Source organism: Candidatus Competibacter phosphatis (assembly GCF_012939995.1).
Classification (GTDB): Bacteria; Pseudomonadota; Gammaproteobacteria; order Competibacterales; family Competibacteraceae; genus Competibacter; species Competibacter phosphatis.
The window spans coordinates 44,306-59,313 of the sequence record NZ_SPMZ01000022.1; the positions used below are offsets into that span (position 1 = coordinate 44,306).

At 62.8% G+C, this 15,008-nt stretch carries 15 protein-coding genes; 13 read left to right on the top strand and 2 right to left on the bottom strand.

What is annotated here, in order from left to right; translation table 11 throughout:
* Window positions 1-13: 13 nt before the first annotated feature.
* Both E4P82_RS08265 and E4P82_RS08270 read right to left on the bottom strand, forming a co-directional pair.
* Window positions 14-415 carry a PIN domain-containing protein gene (locus E4P82_RS08265; protein ID WP_169248443.1) on the bottom strand — a complete coding sequence of 134 codons (402 nt, stop codon included), beginning with the start codon at window positions 413-415 and terminating at the stop codon, window positions 14-16.
* Window positions 406-687 carry a type II toxin-antitoxin system Phd/YefM family antitoxin gene (locus E4P82_RS08270; RefSeq protein ID WP_169248444.1) on the bottom strand — a complete coding sequence of 94 codons (282 nt, stop codon included), beginning with the start codon at window positions 685-687 and terminating at the stop codon, window positions 406-408. The genes E4P82_RS08265 and E4P82_RS08270 overlap by 10 nt, the downstream gene beginning before the upstream one ends.
* A 150-nt stretch (window positions 688-837) precedes the next feature.
* On the opposite strand from E4P82_RS08270, the gene E4P82_RS08275 reads away from it, so the two are divergent.
* From E4P82_RS08275 to creC, 13 genes are all read left to right on the top strand, one after another.
* The gene (locus tag E4P82_RS08275) at window positions 838-2,112 is read left to right on the top strand and encodes a bifunctional O-acetylhomoserine aminocarboxypropyltransferase/cysteine synthase (protein ID WP_169248445.1); all 1,275 of its coding nucleotides are present in this window, start codon (window positions 838-840) and stop codon (window positions 2,110-2,112) included.
* Between the two features lie 40 nt (window positions 2,113-2,152).
* Entirely contained in the window at window positions 2,153-3,262 is a 1,110-nt protein-coding gene (locus E4P82_RS08280) for an S-(hydroxymethyl)glutathione dehydrogenase/class III alcohol dehydrogenase (protein ID WP_169248446.1), read from the top strand.
* Window positions 3,263-3,275: 13 nt separating this feature from the next.
* A complete protein-coding gene (gene fghA / locus E4P82_RS08285) occupies window positions 3,276-4,148 on the top strand; it encodes an S-formylglutathione hydrolase (RefSeq protein WP_169248447.1) in 873 nt (290 codons plus the stop codon).
* Window positions 4,102-4,695 (top strand): thermonuclease family protein, encoded by a 594-nt coding sequence (locus E4P82_RS23160; RefSeq protein WP_169248448.1) that lies wholly within the window; start codon window positions 4,102-4,104, stop codon window positions 4,693-4,695. Before fghA ends, E4P82_RS23160 begins: the two co-directional genes overlap by 47 nt.
* A 408-nt stretch (window positions 4,696-5,103) precedes the next feature.
* Complete coding sequence (locus E4P82_RS08295; RefSeq protein ID WP_169248449.1) at window positions 5,104-7,461, top strand: InlB B-repeat-containing protein; 2,358 nt, start codon at window positions 5,104-5,106, stop codon at window positions 7,459-7,461.
* A 249-nt stretch (window positions 7,462-7,710) separates the two neighbouring features.
* Window positions 7,711-8,853, top strand: a complete 1,143-nt coding sequence (locus tag E4P82_RS08300; protein ID WP_169248450.1) for an ABC transporter permease — start codon at window positions 7,711-7,713, stop codon at window positions 8,851-8,853.
* Complete coding sequence (locus tag E4P82_RS08305; RefSeq protein WP_246327450.1) at window positions 8,844-9,638, top strand: ABC transporter ATP-binding protein; 795 nt, start codon at window positions 8,844-8,846, stop codon at window positions 9,636-9,638. Before E4P82_RS08300 ends, E4P82_RS08305 begins: the two co-directional genes overlap by 10 nt.
* A complete protein-coding gene (locus E4P82_RS08310) occupies window positions 9,623-10,609 on the top strand; it encodes an MlaD family protein (protein WP_169248451.1) in 987 nt (328 codons plus the stop codon). Before E4P82_RS08305 ends, E4P82_RS08310 begins: the two co-directional genes overlap by 16 nt.
* Before the next feature lie 116 nt (window positions 10,610-10,725).
* Window positions 10,726-11,307: an ABC-type transport auxiliary lipoprotein family protein gene (locus tag E4P82_RS08315; RefSeq protein WP_169248452.1), complete on the top strand. Its 582-nt coding sequence runs from the start codon at window positions 10,726-10,728 to the stop codon at window positions 11,305-11,307.
* 200 nt (window positions 11,308-11,507) lie between these two features.
* Window positions 11,508-11,744, top strand: coding sequence for a hypothetical protein (locus E4P82_RS08320; protein WP_169248453.1), 237 nt, complete (start codon window positions 11,508-11,510; stop codon window positions 11,742-11,744).
* A 201-nt stretch (window positions 11,745-11,945) separates the two neighbouring features.
* Window positions 11,946-12,806: a KPN_02809 family neutral zinc metallopeptidase gene (gene ypfJ, locus E4P82_RS08325; RefSeq protein ID WP_169248454.1), complete on the top strand. Its 861-nt coding sequence runs from the start codon at window positions 11,946-11,948 to the stop codon at window positions 12,804-12,806.
* Window positions 12,807-12,822: 16 nt separating this feature from the next.
* A complete protein-coding gene (creB, locus tag E4P82_RS08330) occupies window positions 12,823-13,533 on the top strand; it encodes a two-component system response regulator CreB (protein ID WP_169248455.1) in 711 nt (236 codons plus the stop codon).
* A 12-nt stretch (window positions 13,534-13,545) separates the two neighbouring features.
* Window positions 13,546-14,988, top strand: a complete 1,443-nt coding sequence (creC, locus tag E4P82_RS08335; protein ID WP_169248456.1) for a two-component system sensor histidine kinase CreC — start codon at window positions 13,546-13,548, stop codon at window positions 14,986-14,988.
* Window positions 14,989-15,008 lie beyond the last annotated feature (20 nt).

Consider the following 15,008-nt stretch of genomic DNA (forward strand, 5'->3'; position numbering starts at 1 on the left):
TTCGATGGCGTGGTCAGTGCTGGACTGCGATGACGGTCAGGCTGGGAAAAATGGTGAAATCGGCGGGATTGGCGGTGAGCACGGCGAACCCATGCCGCAAGGCCGTGGCGGCAATCAGCGAATCGAAGGCGCTCGCCGTGAGATTTTTGGGCAGCGCGGCGATCATGCCGGCGTGAAGCCGCGCGGTTTCCAGATCGAACGCCAAGGCGGGTATCGCCGCCAGAATGCTTTCCACGAATGCGAGACGTTTCAACCGTCGCTCGGCGGTATTGGCGCGATGGACGCCGACCAGCAGTTCCGAAGCGGTAATCGCGCTGAGATACAAGCCGCCGTGCGTCTCGTAATCACCGAAACGGAAACCGCCCGGCTGGCGTTCGGCCTGAATCAGAACATTGGTATCCAAAATCAATCCCATGATCGTTCCGATCCGTCCAGTTGCGCCCTGGCCGCCCGAATATCCGCATCGAAGCAGGCGGCTTCCTCCATGCCCAGATGAGGAATGGCGTCGGCCAACAGACGATCCAGTTCGGCACCGGTGGGCGCGGTGGGCGCGGAAGCGGGTTCGATGCGCGCGACGCGCTCGCCACCGCGCAGAATGACAAAAGATTGATGCGCGTAGCGCACCCGATTCAACAATTCCGAGAAAGCCCGTGCGGCCTCGGTGGCGGTGATGGTCTGTATGGTCATGTCTCTGCCCCTCCGCAAATCAGAAAATCTGATCAGTTATACTGTATCGAGCCAACGCGCGGTTTGCCAGCAGCGCCGTCCTACTGGACATTTCCTGATTCCCCCGTCCAGACTTTGCAGGCCCACGACCACTGAAGGGAATACAAACCAATGAAAATCGAAACCATCGCCATCCACGGCGGCTATACCCCGGAACCCACCACCAAGGCCGTTGCCGTTCCCATCTATCAAACCACGTCCTACGCGTTCGACGACACTCAGCACGGCGCCGATCTATTCGATTTGAAGGTGCCGGGCAACATCTACACCCGGATCATGAACCCCACCACCGCCGTGCTCGAACAGCGCGTCGCGGCCATGGAAGGCGGGGTCGGCGCGCTGGCGGTATCCGCCGGTTCGGCGGCCATCACCTACGCGCTGATGACGATCGCGGAGGTTGGCGACAACATCGTCACCACCTCGACCCTGTACGGCGGCACCTACAATCTGTTCGCGCATACCCTGCCGCGCTTCGGTATCGAAGCGCGTTTCGCCGACTATCGCGATATCGACGCCATGGGCCGCTTGATCGACGGCAAGACCAAGGCGGTATTTTGCGAATCCATCGGCAATCCGGCGGCGAACGTGGTGGATTTCGGTGCCTTGGCCGCCGTCGCCCACGCCCAGGGCGTACCGTTGATCGTGGACAACACCGTGCCGACCCCGTATCTATGCCGGCCGTTCGAACACGGCGCCGACATCGTGGTCCATTCCTTGACCAAATACATGGGCGGCCATGGCACCAGCTTGGGCGGCATCATCGTCGATTCCGGCCATTTCCCTTGGGACCAGCACAAAGAACGCTTCGCCCGGCTGAATGAGCCCGATCCGTCCTATCACGGCGTGGTCTACGTCGAGGCGCTGGGACCGGCGGCGTTCATCGGCCGGGCGCGGGTGGTACCGCTGCGCAATACCGGCGCGGCAATCTCGCCCTTCAACAGCTTCCTGATCCTCCAAGGCATCGAGACGCTGCCGGTGCGGATGGACCGCCACTGCGAGAACGCCGTCAAGGCCGCCGAATATCTGCGCGATCATCCGCAAGTCACCTGGATCAAATACCCGGCGCTGGCGGACAGCCCGGAAAAACCGCTGGTCGACAAATACATGGGCGGACGCGGCTCCAGCATCCTCAGTTTCGGCATCAAGGGCGGTCGCGAAGCCGGCGCCAAGTTCATCGACGCGCTGCAACTGGTGACCCGGCTGGTCAACATCGGCGACGCCAAGTCGCTGGCCTGCCATCCGGCGACAACCACGCATCGGCAATTGTCGCCGGACGAGTTGGCCAGAGCCGGCGTCAGCGAGGATCTGGTACGGCTGTCCATCGGGATCGAACACATCGACGACATCTTGGCCGATCTGGAACAAGCACTGGCAGCGGCAAAGTAAGCGCGTCGTCATCCCAACCCCTCTAGAGGAAACTGCTCATATGAAAGCACGCGCGGCCGTGGCCTGGGAGCCGAAGAAACCGTTGGTGATCGAAGAAATCGATGTGGAAGGCCCCAAGGAAGGCGAGGTGCTGTTGAAAGTCGTGGCCAGCGGCGTGTGCCACACCGATGCCTTTACCTTATCCGGCGACGACCCGGAAGGCGCGTTTCCCTGCGTTCTCGGCCATGAAGGCGGCTGCGAGGTGGTCGAATGCGGCCCCGGCGTCAAGGGGCTCAAACCCGGCGACCACGTCATTCCGCTCTACATCCCCGAATGCGGCGAGTGCGAATACTGCCACTCCACCAAAACCAATCTGTGCCAATCCATCGCCGCCACGGTGTGGACCGGCTATATGCCCGACCATACCCGCCGCTTTTCCCACAAGGGCACGCCCTTGTTTCACTACATGGGCTGCTCGACCTTCGCCGAATACACGGTGGTGCCGGAAATCGCCCTGGCCAAGATCAACCCGGCCGCGCCGCTGGATAAGGTCTGCCTGCTGGGGTGCGGCGTCACCACCGGCATCGGCGCGGTGCTGAACACCGCCAAGGTCGAACCGGGTTCGACGGTCGCGGTGTTCGGGCTGGGCGGCATCGGTCTATCGGTGATTCAGGGTGCGGTGATGGCCAAGGCCGGACGCATCATCGCCGTCGATCTCAACCCCGACAAATTCGCCATGGCCACCGCCTTGGGCGCGACCGATACGCTCAATCCAGCCGAAACCGGCGGCGATGCGGTCGAGGCTATCAAGGAGATGACCAACGGCGGCGTCGACTACTCCTTCGAGTGCATCGGCAACGTCAAGGTCATGCGGCAAGCCCTGGAGTGCTGCCACATGGGTTGGGGCGTCTCCACCATCATCGGCGTGGCCGGAGCCGGCCAGGAAATCCAGACCCGGCCGTTCCAACTGGTCACCGGCCGCACCTGGAAAGGCACGGCCTTCGGCGGGGTCAAGGGCCGTAGTCAGTTGCCCGGCTACGTGGAAAACTATCTCCAGGGTCAGATCGAACTGGACCGCATGGTGACCCATACCATGCCGCTGGAAGACATCAACACCGCCTTCGATCTCATGCACGAAGGTAAAAGCATTCGTTCCGTCATCATTTTCTAGGGGAATTCCGCCGGTGGAGCACATCGAAGCGATCAAGGAATTCGGCGGTTGGTTGAACCGCTACCGCCACCGTTCGCAAGCCTGCGATTGCGACATGACCTTTTCGGTCTATTTGCCCCCCGCGGCGGCGCAGGAAAAGGTGCCGGCGGTCTACTGGCTGTCCGGCCTGACCTGCACCGACGACAATTTTCGGGTCAAGGCCGGGGCGCAGCGTTACGCGGCGGAATTGGGGCTGGCGCTGGTCATTCCCGACACCAGCCCGCGCGGCGCGGAGGTGCCGGATGTACCGGAACGCTACGATCTCGGTCAAGGCGCCGGTTTCTACGTCAACGCCACGCAGTCACCCTGGGCGCGGCATTACCGGATGTACGACTACGTCACCTGCGAACTGCCGGCGCTGGTGGAAGCAAATCTGCCGATTACCGAAGCGCGCTCCATCACCGGCCACTCGATGGGAGGTCATGGCGCACTAATCTGCGCGTTGCGGGAACCGGAACGTTACCGCTCCGTCTCCGCCTTCGCGCCAATCTGTCACCCGATGGCCTGTGGCTGGGGGCAAGGCTGTTTCAAGGCTTATCTCGGCCCTAACCGTGAGGATTGGGTGACTTACGATGCCGTTCGATTGATCGAGGAAGGCGCGCAAGCCATTCCCTTACTAATCGATCAAGGCACCGCCGACGAATTCCTCGCCCAGCAGTTGCATCCGGCGTCGCTCGAACGGATCTGTGCCGCCCGCGATTTTCCGCTGACCCTGCGGTGGCAAGAAGACTACGATCACAGCTATCACTTCATCGCCACCTTCATCGGCGAGCATCTCGCCTATCACGCCGACAAGCTCCGTGAAACAAGAACTACTGAAACTGCTACAAAGCCTGCTGCGCGGTGAACTCAATCGCAACCGCCGCCGCAAGAATCGCTCGCCCTGGATGATCGGCGGCTTGGCGGTCGCCGTCGCCGCAGTCAGTTATTTTTTGCATGAACCCAAAGCACCATCATCGGCGACCACCAAGGGAGCGGAACTGGTTTGCACCGTCAAATCGGTCTACGACGGTGACACCCTCACCGCCAGTTGTCCCAGCGGCGAAGTCAAAGTGCGGATGTTCGGCATCGATGCCCCGGAAATGAAGCAGGAACCTTGGGGCGGTCGTTCGCGCGAGGCGCTGCGGGGTCTGTTGCCTCGATTCGGCTCGATCAACCTGCGGGTGATGGATCAGGACCGCTATGGCCGGACCGTTGCCCAAGTCTTTGCCGGCGAGCGCGACGTCGGTCTGGAAATGGTTCGGCAGGGACGGGCAGTCGTGTACGAGCAATACAACGACTCGCCGGTCTACTGGCAGGTCCAAACCGAGGCGAAACGGGACCGGCGCGGCATCTGGGAAAAACCCGGCAGTCAGCAGGACCCGGCCGCTTGGCGGCGACTGAACCCGCGCTGAGACATATAGACAAGCATGGTGCTTTTAAGTGTAATTATTTTATACACATCCATGTACTATTTATCAAAAATAGCGTAATTACTTATCTTATTGTCAAACTGATGAGCCCTTCCAACAGTCTAGCATCATTGATGCTTTGATTTTCAGCTTAACCGGCAGGCTCAACCAACCATCATGAGGATATTGAAATGACTTATAGACATGATCATTTCTGTTTATCAGTCAACCTTCTTGCCTTGTTGCTCGGATTGTGTCTCGCACTATTGAGCGCTTCCTCGCGAGCACAATCCTCCCTAGCGACTCTGGAATCCCCCACGGCGGGGGCGTTCGTGCAAAGCGGGGTGGGGCTGATCCGAGGCTGGGGCCTGCGCGGCGCAACGGATCGAATTCAGCATCGACGGCGGGGCGTTGCAAGCCATCGCCTATGGCACCGACCGGCCCGACACAGCGGCCACCTGCGGTGACAGCAACAACGGTTTCGGCTTTACCCAGAATTGGAACAATTTCGGTGACGGCGTCCACAACTTGCGGGCCTTCGCCGACGGGGTGGCCTTCGCCGACGTCAACTTCACGGTCACCACCCTGGGCCGGGCCTATCTGACCGGCCTGGTGGCGCAATACACTCTACGCGACTTCCCCGCCGCCGGCAACGAACCCCAGGTGCGCTGGTCCGAGCCGCAGCAGAACTTCGTATTCGCCCGCTCAGTCGCGATCCCGGCCAATACCCCGCCGCCGGCCCACCCCCGAGCGGCGCTGGAATCGCCGACCCAAGGCTCGTACCAAAGCGGGGTCGAGTTGATTCGGGGCTGGGCCTGCGAAGGGCAGCAGGTCGAGTTCAGCATCGACGGCGGCGCACGGCAAGCCATCGCCTACGGCACCGACCGACCCGATACCGTCGCCACCTGTGGGGACAGCAACAACGGTTTCGGTTTTACCTATAACTGGAACCGGATCAGCGAGGGCACCCATAACCTGCGCGCGTATCTCGATGGGGTGGAATTCGCCAACGTCAACTTCGCCGTCACCACCCTGGGGGCGGAGTACCTGACCGGGCTCAGTCGCCAGTTCGTCTTCGCCGATTTCCCCGAGACCGGCCAGACCACCACCGCCGAATGGTCCGAGTCGAATCAGAATTTCATCGTGGCCCGCAGCACCGCCACGCCCTCCCGGCTGGCGTTGATCGCCGCCATCACCGATGTGCTCAATCCGATGGCCGTGGCCGGCAACGGCACCGGCGCGGCGCTGGGGGAAAGCACCGGGGTGATCGCCACCAAGCGCGGCGACGGCGTGCCCACCCAGTTGGAGGGCCTCACCTGGGCCAACACGCAAACCGGCCAGTCCGCCGATCTGAGCCTCGCGACCGACGGTCTGCCCGCCGCCTATACCGATTCCAGCGGCATGGAAGCGCGGTTCAGCGATTACCAACTGACCGATGCCACGTCCAGCGTGACGGTGAGTTTTTTCCGCAACGGCGCCGCCATGGGCAATCCGGCGACCGTGCCGGTCGACGGCGCCGGGTTGCGCGCGCTACAGACCATGGCCGAGCGGGTACGCCTGGCGGTGCAAGGCGCGTCGGCCAGCACCAGCCGGCAGGTGGCGCCCACGGTGAGCACGGCGTCCGCCCGGCAGACGCAAGATGCCAACCTGTCGCGCTTTACCCTGAGCGCGCTGCTGGTCAACAGCTACTGGTATGGCAGCGTCGCCGCCGGCGATACCCTGTGCGCCGTGCGCGCCGCCGCCGAGCAGGCCGGCGTGAGCGGCTTAGTCGCCCCGACGGCTTGCCAGTCGCCGCTGATCGCCGCATTCCTGGCCCGAGCCGCCACTCGCCGCGGCGCGGCGGCCGAACCGCCCACGTCCAGCATCGATCCGCTGGTGCAGCAGGCCTTGCAGGCCGATGCCGATGTCGTCGAGGCGCCCTGCGGTCCAGCCGGTGGGGGCGTGTCCTGTCTGGAACCGGTCGCCACCCAGTTGCAAACCCGTCAGGACGAGTCCGCCCAGCTACCCACCTTGCCTCGGGAGGAGCCCTCGGATGGCGTCATCCTGCTGGCGCCGACCGGGGTTAACGCCAGCGATGGAACCTTCACTGATCGCATTCGGGTTACCTGGGATGCCGTGGCCGGCGCGATCGCCTATGAGGTGTATCGTGATGGCTTGCTCGTCGCTTCGCTGACCGACATCGTCTTCGAGGATACCCATGTGACGCCCGGGGCTACCCATGCCTACACGATTAGAGCCTGCAACGCCAAGGGGTGTGGCGGTCTTAGCCAACCCGACGATGGCTATGCTCAAGCGCAACAAACCGTGACCTACCTGGTCACGACCACCGCCGGTTCCGGCGGCACTATCTATCCATCCTCGCAAACGGTCAACGCGGGCGCGACCACCAGCTTCACCGTGACCCCCAATAGCGGCTACCAAATCGACTCGGTCACCGGTTGTGGCGGTCACCTCAGCGGCACCACCTACACCACCGGCCCAATCACCGCCGATTGCACTGTCACCGCCAGCTTCCGCCTTGCAACCTACCTGGTCACGACGGCCATCGATGGTTCTGGCACCATTAGTCCAACTTCGCAGATGGTCGAACACGGCGCGACCGCCAGCTTCACCGTTATCGCTGATAGTTATTACGATTACTATGTTAACTCGGTCACCGGCTGCGGGGGTAACTACAGTGGTGATTCTCTAAGTGGCACTTATACCACCGGCCCGATCACCGAGGAATGTACCGTCACCGCCAGCTTCTCCTACTATCCTCCACAATAGGTGTTGCGCAGATTAATAGCCAAGCTATTGATTTATCTTGAGTATAACTCGCTCGACGGACAATCGAGTTTCAATAGCAAATCAGCAAGCCAAAGTTTTAGCTGCGTAACGCCTATTATTTGTCCTTGAACAGGAGCAACCTCGACCATAATGGCTCGCGTCTTGGTTAAGGTTGCTCCTGTTGTCCGCGCTGACCTATAACCATCGGTCCATATCCACCTTCAAGGGTGGTATGACTGACGGTAAACCATGATTGCATCCAACCCGCTTTCGACCACCGAACCCGCCGCCGTCCGTCGCGACCAGGGCCATTACCGCTGCGAGGGCCGCTGGACCCTGGCGGGCATCGAGACGCTCGACGCACAACTGCAAAACGTTCGCTGGGCGAGCGGCGCACTGCAATTGGACGGCTCCGGCATTCGGGCCATCGACACCACCGGCGCGCTGCAATTGCTCAATCTGGTCGCCGCGCTGGAGCGGGACGGCCGTCGAGTGCAACTGGTCGGTTTGCACGAAGAACACCGCGAACTGTTGGAGCTGGTGCGAGAGCGCCGCGCCGCCGCCGGAGAACCGCCGCCGACCACGCCACCGAGGAACCGGCTGGAACGACTGGGCCGCTGGGTCTGGCATCACCTCAGGCGTGGCGGCGATTTTCTGGCCTTCGTCGGTGAAGCGGCGTTGGCGTTGGGTCAATTGCTATTGCATCCCAGGCGGTTTCGCTGGCGGGCGTTGTTCGGCAACGTTGAAACCGCCGGCATTCATGCCCTACCCATCGTCGCGTTGCTAGCCTTCATGATGGGCGTGGTTATCGCCTATCAAGGCGGTCGCCAATTGGAATTCTACGGTGCCAATATTTTCATCGTTGAACTGGTCTCACTGACCATGCTACGCGAGCTGGCGCCGCTGATCACCGCGATCATCGTCGCCGGCCGCACCGGTTCGTCCTACACCGCCCAGATCGGTACCATGCAGGTCACCGAGGAAGTGGACGCGCTGCGCACCATCGGCATCCCGCCCATGAATCTGCTGGTGCTGCCCAAACTGCTAGCCCTGGTGGTGGCCCTGCCGCTGCTGACACTGTTCGCCGACGCGTTGAGCGTGTTCGGCGGCATGGTCATGGCGCAAATCATGCTGGATGTGAGTTACGGCGATTTTCTTGATCGATTCCCGCAGGTGGTGACACTGACCTCGTTCTTGATCGGGATCGGTAAGGCGCCGGTATTCGCCGCCATCATCGCTCTGGTGGGCTGCTATCAAGGTTTCCAAGTGCGCGGCGGCGCCGACAGCGTCGGCCGGCAAACCACGGTCAGCGTGGTGCAATCCATTTTTCTGGTGATCGCCACCGATGCTGTGTTCTCGGTGATGTTGGGTAGTGTCGGCTTATGGCGCTGAGCATGGGTTCGGCGGAGAAAGTGATCGAAATCCGGGGCCTACACACGCGCTTCGGCGAGACGATCATTCATGACAACCTGGATCTCGATATTTCCCGAGGCGAAGTGGTGGCCCTGGTCGGCGGCAGCGGTTCCGGCAAGACCACCTTGGTGCGAGCGGTGATCATGCTGCTGAAGCCGGCGGCAGGCTCCATCAAACTGTTTGGAGAAGAGATTGTCGGGATCGGCGACGGTCCGGCGTTTCGGCTACGGCGGCGCTTCGGCATGCTGTTTCAGCAAGGAGCGCTGTTCGGTTCGCTCACGGTGCGGGAGAATGTGGCGGTGCCGCTGCGCGAGCACACCCGGTTGCCGGCCCGGCGAATCGCGGAAATCGCCGATCTCAAGATCGCGCTGGCGGGTCTACCGGCCGACGCCGGCAACAAACTGCCGCGCGAACTGAGTGGCGGCATGCTCAAACGCGCGGCCCTGGCGCGGGCGCTGGCGCTGGACCCAGCGCTGCTGTTTCTAGACGAGCCGACCTCCGGCCTCGATCCGGTCAGCGCCGGCGCGTTCGACGAGCTGGTGGTGCAGCTCAAGGAATCGCTGGGATTGACGGTGGTCATGGTGACCCACGACCTGGATTCGCTGTGGCACGCCACCGATCGGGTGGCGTTTCTGGGTGAAAAGCGGGTGATCGGTTACGCGCCGATGGCGGAGTTGGTGACGGCCGAACATCCGCTGATCCGGGCCTATTTCGAGGGACCACGCGGCCGCGCGGCGCGGGGACAAATATGTACAGCAAAGTGAATTACGCTCTGGTGGGCCTGTTCGTCGTCCTGTTTGGCGCGGCGGCGGTGGGCGTGTCGTTCTGGCTGACGATTGGGGTCGAGAACAAAACCTACGACCGCTACCGGGTGTATTTCCACGAATCGGTGGCCGGTCTGAGCCTCAAGGCGGCGGTCCGCTATCGCGGCGTTCAGATCGGACAGGTGGAATCCATCCGGCTCGATCCCGCCAACCCCGATCAGGTGGATGTGGTGCTGAACATCGAACGCGGCACGCCAATCCGGCGCGGCACCATCGCAACCCTGTCCAAGCAGGGCCTGACCGGCGTGGCGTCGGTGGAACTGAGTGGCGGCGGTCAGTCGCTGCCCTTGGAGAAGCAACCGGGGCAGGAACTGCCGGTGATTCAAGCCGGACCGTCGCTGGTGGCCCGCCTGGACGACGCTTTCAACAATATCATTACCAATGTCGACAACCTGTCGCGGCGCCTCGAACGCTTGCTGGGCGATCAAAATCAGACGGCCCTGACCCAGACCCTGCAAAATCTCAGCACGATCACCGGCGCGGTGGCCGACCGCTCCGACCGCATCCGCCAGACCCTGGATCATGTGGAAGTCTTCACCGGCACCTTGGCGGATCGCTCGGGGCAATTGGGCAAGGCACTGGATCAACTGACAACGATGTTGCAGGGCACCGGCGACTTGAGTGCACGGGTTCGGGCCACCCTGAGCGATTTTCGCGCGGGTGCCCAAGCGGTGCGTCGAACGGCCGACACCTTCAACCAGACCAGCCGGGACCTGAGCGGCCTGGCTGAGGTCGGGCAACGGGAATTGCGACAATTGGGGCAAAATACCGTGCCGGAATTCAATAGCCTGCTGGTGGAAGCCAACGAACTGGTGGTAGTCCTACGGCGGTTGGCCGAATTGCTGGAACAGAACCCGCGCGCCCTGCTGGTGGGCAAGCCCAGCGGCCGACCGGGTCCTGGGGAAAAGTAAGGGCGCGAAAAGCGGGTCAACAACGAATAAAAAGTCGAAAAGGACGGAATGTGCGGAATCACAACGTAGGGTGCCTCGAAGGCGAACGCGGGCGATGCTGGATCCGATTTGGGGGAGTGCTACTGGCCACGCTGGCGCTGAGCGCTTGTCTGCTGCCGCAGGACAAATCGCCGCCACGACAGGACTATCTATTGGAGGTCACGAGCTTCGCGTCACCACCAGCTCGACGCGCCAGCGACAAGATCCTGCTGGTGGCGATGCCCAAGGCCGCGCCGGGTTTCGATTCCAACCGTATCGCCTACAGCCGAGAACCGCTGAAACTGGACTACTACAACGACAGCGGCTGGAGCGATACACCGGCCAAGATGCTGCTGCCCATTCTGGTGCGGGCGTTCGAAACCACTGGGGCGTTCAAGGCGGTGGTATCGCCGCCGGCGCCAGGCTTGGCCGACTTGCGGGTGGACGTGGACGTGATCCGCTTGCAGCAGGAGTTCATGACCCAACCCAGCAAGGTGCGGTTGACCGCGCGGATCAAAGTGCTGGATATGAAAAGTAGACACGTACTGGGAACTCAGGTGTTCGAGGCGGTGGAACCGGCCCCCAGCGAAAATGCCTACGGCGCGGTCCGGGCGACGAACGCCGCTGTTCAGAAAATTCTGGGAGAGATGGTGCCGTTTGCGCTGCAATATGTGGGGTGACCAGCTCAATGCCGCCTCCGCGTGGCCGCGCGTGCGAGACCATCGAAAAACCGATCTCGTCCCTTTTCGTACCATCGCTCAATCCATCGACATCCACCGGAGGCGCACATGAACCTTGGCGACATGATCATCGAACAAGCCCGCGATTTTCCATACCGAACTCTCGAAGCGGCTGGCAACCGACTCATGGAGCACACATCATGATGTACTTCTCCGGGACCATCGCCGACGTGATCGAAGACGGCGCCACCGCGACGCTGATTCTGGACACGGGCCGAATCAAGCACCAGTTACACGCCGATTCGCGCCTGCTGGCCGAGGCGTTGACCGCGCTCTACGGGGATGACTGCATTGGCAAACCCGCCGCAGTCCAGTGCGAGGGCTCGACGCTCACCAGTATCGAGATTCCCGGCGCGGCGCCGAACTACACCATTTGATTTGGTTGAAGCCTACCAGCGGCATGCGAGCCGCAAACAGTTCGAGCAAACACCGCAACGTTTCATGGTGCCGCACCGGTGGCGCACCACGCTGGTGCGCCACCTGGCGGACGCCGGATTTTGGAAAAAGTGCTAACCGTTGGCCGCACCGACACTCACCACGCTACACTTTTCTCCATCGAACCGGAAAGAGGACTCCCCATGCGTTGGCGTGATCTGAGGCGCAGCAGTAACGTGGAAGACCGGCGGGACGAGTCGCCATCCGTCCGTGGCGGCGGCGGCATCAAGCTGGGTGGCGTCGGGTTGGTGCTGGTGATGGTGGCAAGCCTGATATTCGGGGTCGATCCCACGCAAGTGCTGAGCCTGCTGGGCGGCGGATCGACGGCGACGGCACCCCAGCAGCGCAAGGCGCCGCCCGCCAACGATCCGAACGCGGATTTCGTCGCCGCCGTCCTGGGCGACACCGAAGATACCTGGAGCCAGTTGTTCCAGGCGCAGGGCGGCCAATACGCGCGGCCGAAGCTGGTCCTGTTCCGCGACGCCGCACAATCCGCCTGTGGTTTCGCCAGCGCCGCCGTGGGTCCCTTCTACTGTCCGGGCGACCGCCAAGTTTATCTCGATCTGTCTTTCTTCCAGGAACTGTCCCAGCGCTTTGGCGCGCCCGGCGATTTCGCTCGCGCCTACGTGATCGCCCATGAGATCGGACACCACGTCCAGAATCTGACCGGTATTTCCGCCAAGGTGCAGGCGCAACGGCGACAACTGCCTGAGGCACAGGCCAACGCGCTGTCGGTGCTGGTGGAATTGCAGGCCGATTGCCTGGCGGGCGTGTGGGGCCACTATGCACAGCGGCGGGGCGTGCTGGAACCGGGCGATATCGAAGCGGCGATGAAGGCGGCCTCGGCCATCGGCGACGACCGCCTCCAGCGCCAGGCTCGCGGCTATGTCACGCCCGACTCCTTCACCCACGGCACTTCCGAACAGCGGATGCGCTGGTTCAGCCGGGGACTGAAAACCGGCGACGTCAAGGAATGTAATACTTTTGTGGCGCAACGTCCCTGAGCGGATTTCACCCGGCATGGCCGCCCGCATCCTGCTGGTCGAGGACGAACCCACCATCGCCGAAATCGTCGAGTTCGCGCTGACCGGCGAAGGGTTCCAGGTCGCCTGGCGTACCCTGGCCCGCGACGCCGAAGCCGCACTGGCCGCCGATGCCCACGATCTACTCATCCTCGACATCGGTTTGCCCGATGGATCGGGTCTGGAGCTGCTCAAGCGGATAAGACGCGATTCGGACATGCCGGTGCTGATCCTCTCCGCTCGCAACGCCGAACTGGATCGGGTTCTCGGGCTGGAACTGGGCGCGGACGATTACGTCAGCAAGCCGTTCAGCCCGCGCGAGCTGGCTGCCCGGGTCAAGGCCATCCTCAAGCGCAGCGTTCGAAACCACGTCATCGCGACGGAGCCGGCCGCCGGCGAACCCGCTGACTCCAACGGATTCGAGGTCGACGAGGCCCGCGCCACGATTCGGTTTCAGCGCCGGCCCCTGGACTTGACCCGGTATGAATACCTCATCCTCAAGACGCTTCTGACCCAACCGGAACGGGTGTTCTCCCGCGCCCAACTGATGGATCGGGTTTGGTCCGACCCCGCCGCCAGCTTCGAGCGCAGCGTGGACACCCACATCAAGACGCTACGGGCCAAGCTGCGCGAGATCGAACCGCGCTTCGATCCGATCCGCACCCATCGCGGTTTGGGTTATTCGATCCGAGTCGCGGACCGACCCTGAAACCGCGCCGCCATGCGTCTGGGTCTCAAGCTGTTTCTCGGCTATTTCCTGATTGTCGGTCTAGGCGTGTATTTCTCCCTGAACATCTTCGGCAAGGAGCTCAAGCCGGCCTTCCGCCAAGCCACCGAGGACACGCTGATCGACACCGCCAACCTGCTGGCGGTGCTGGTGCGCGACGACCTGCTCGACGGCGGCATCGCCGACGGCCGCTTCCAGGAGCGGCTGGCGGAATACGCCAATCGCGCGCCCAATGCCCGGATTTGGGATATCGCCAAGCAGGCTTTCGATCACCGCATCTACATCACCGATCAACGAGGTGTAGTGCTGTTCGACTCCAGCGGGCGGGATGTTGGTCAGGACTATTCCCGCTGGAACGATGTCCACCTGACCCTGCGCGGTCAGTACGGTGCCCGCACCACCCGCGACGACCCACACGACGAGCGGACCTCGGTGATGTACGTGGCGGCGCCGGTTCGGGACGGCGAACGCATCGTCGGCGTGCTGACCGTGGCCAAACCCGGCGCCAGCGTTCAGCCCTTTGTGGACCGGGCCGAAGCCAAGCTGTATCGCGCCGCCGCCGTGCTGGTGGCGGTGTCGCTGACCGTGGGGCTGGTGTTCTCCTGGTCGCTGGCCCATTCCATCGGCCGGCTGGCTGGCTACGCCCGCGCCGCCGCCGATGGCCGGCGGGCGCTCGTGCCGAAAGGCGGCGGACCGGAATTGCGCGCCTTGGCGGAAGCGGTGGAAACCATGCGGAGCAAGCTGGATGGCCGGGATTACGTGGAGCGCTACGTCCATACCCTGACCCACGAAATGAAAAGCCCGCTGGCAGCCATCGCCGGCGCCGCCGAATTGTTGCAGGGCGAGCTACCGGGACCGCAACGCGAGCGCTTCGCCAACCTGGTCGCCGGGGAGGCCGAACGGCTCCAGCAATTGGTCGAGCGTCTGCTGGCGCTGGCCACCGTCGAGCAGCGGCGCGAACCGCAGGAGCGGCGACCGGTCGAGCTGCGCCGAACCGTGGAGGAATGGCGGACCGCCCGCGCGCCCGCCATCGCCCGCAAGGATTTAGAGATCGACAACCGGATTGCCGAGGGTGCAGCCTTTCTGGGGGAACCGTTCCTACTGGTTCAGGCCATCGGTAATCTGCTCGATAACGCGCTGGATTTCACGCCCGCGCACGGGACCGTGACGATCGAGGCCGACCCGGCCGGCAACGTCTGGCGACTGAGCGTGACCAACAGCGGTAGCGCCATTCCCGACTATGCCCGCGAGCGGCTGTTCGAGCGCTTCTATTCCCTACCTCGCCCGGACACCGGCCGCAAGAGCACCGGACTGGGGCTGGCCTTCGTCCGGGAAGTCGCGCAACTGCACGGCGGAACGGTCACGGTGGATAACGTGCCAGATGCCGATGGCGCTATCATCGGAGTGGTTGCCCGACTGAGCCTGCCGGCGGCCTGACTCCCGCTCGATCAGCGTTA

Bases quoted from the DNA above. Each gene is read 5' to 3' on its own strand.
- creC (WP_169248456.1), top strand. From the start codon at position 13,546: ATGCGTCTGGGTCTCAAGCTGTTTCTCGGCTATTTCCTGATTGTCGGT.
- E4P82_RS08305 (WP_246327450.1), top strand. From the start codon at position 8,844: ATGGCGCTGAGCATGGGTTCGGCGGAGAAAGTGATCGAAATCCGGGGC.
- creB (WP_169248455.1), top strand. From the start codon at position 12,823: ATGGCCGCCCGCATCCTGCTGGTCGAGGACGAACCCACCATCGCCGAA.
- E4P82_RS08310 (WP_169248451.1), top strand. From the start codon at position 9,623: ATGTACAGCAAAGTGAATTACGCTCTGGTGGGCCTGTTCGTCGTCCTG.
- E4P82_RS08280 (WP_169248446.1), top strand. From the start codon at position 2,153: ATGAAAGCACGCGCGGCCGTGGCCTGGGAGCCGAAGAAACCGTTGGTG.
- E4P82_RS08320 (WP_169248453.1), top strand. From the start codon at position 11,508: ATGATGTACTTCTCCGGGACCATCGCCGACGTGATCGAAGACGGCGCC.
- E4P82_RS08265 (WP_169248443.1), bottom strand. From the start codon at position 415: ATGGGATTGATTTTGGATACCAATGTTCTGATTCAGGCCGAACGCCAG.
- E4P82_RS08300 (WP_169248450.1), top strand. From the start codon at position 7,711: ATGATTGCATCCAACCCGCTTTCGACCACCGAACCCGCCGCCGTCCGT.
- E4P82_RS08270 (WP_169248444.1), bottom strand. From the start codon at position 687: ATGACCATACAGACCATCACCGCCACCGAGGCCGCACGGGCTTTCTCG.
- E4P82_RS08275 (WP_169248445.1), top strand. From the start codon at position 838: ATGAAAATCGAAACCATCGCCATCCACGGCGGCTATACCCCGGAACCC.
- ypfJ (WP_169248454.1), top strand. From the start codon at position 11,946: ATGCGTTGGCGTGATCTGAGGCGCAGCAGTAACGTGGAAGACCGGCGG.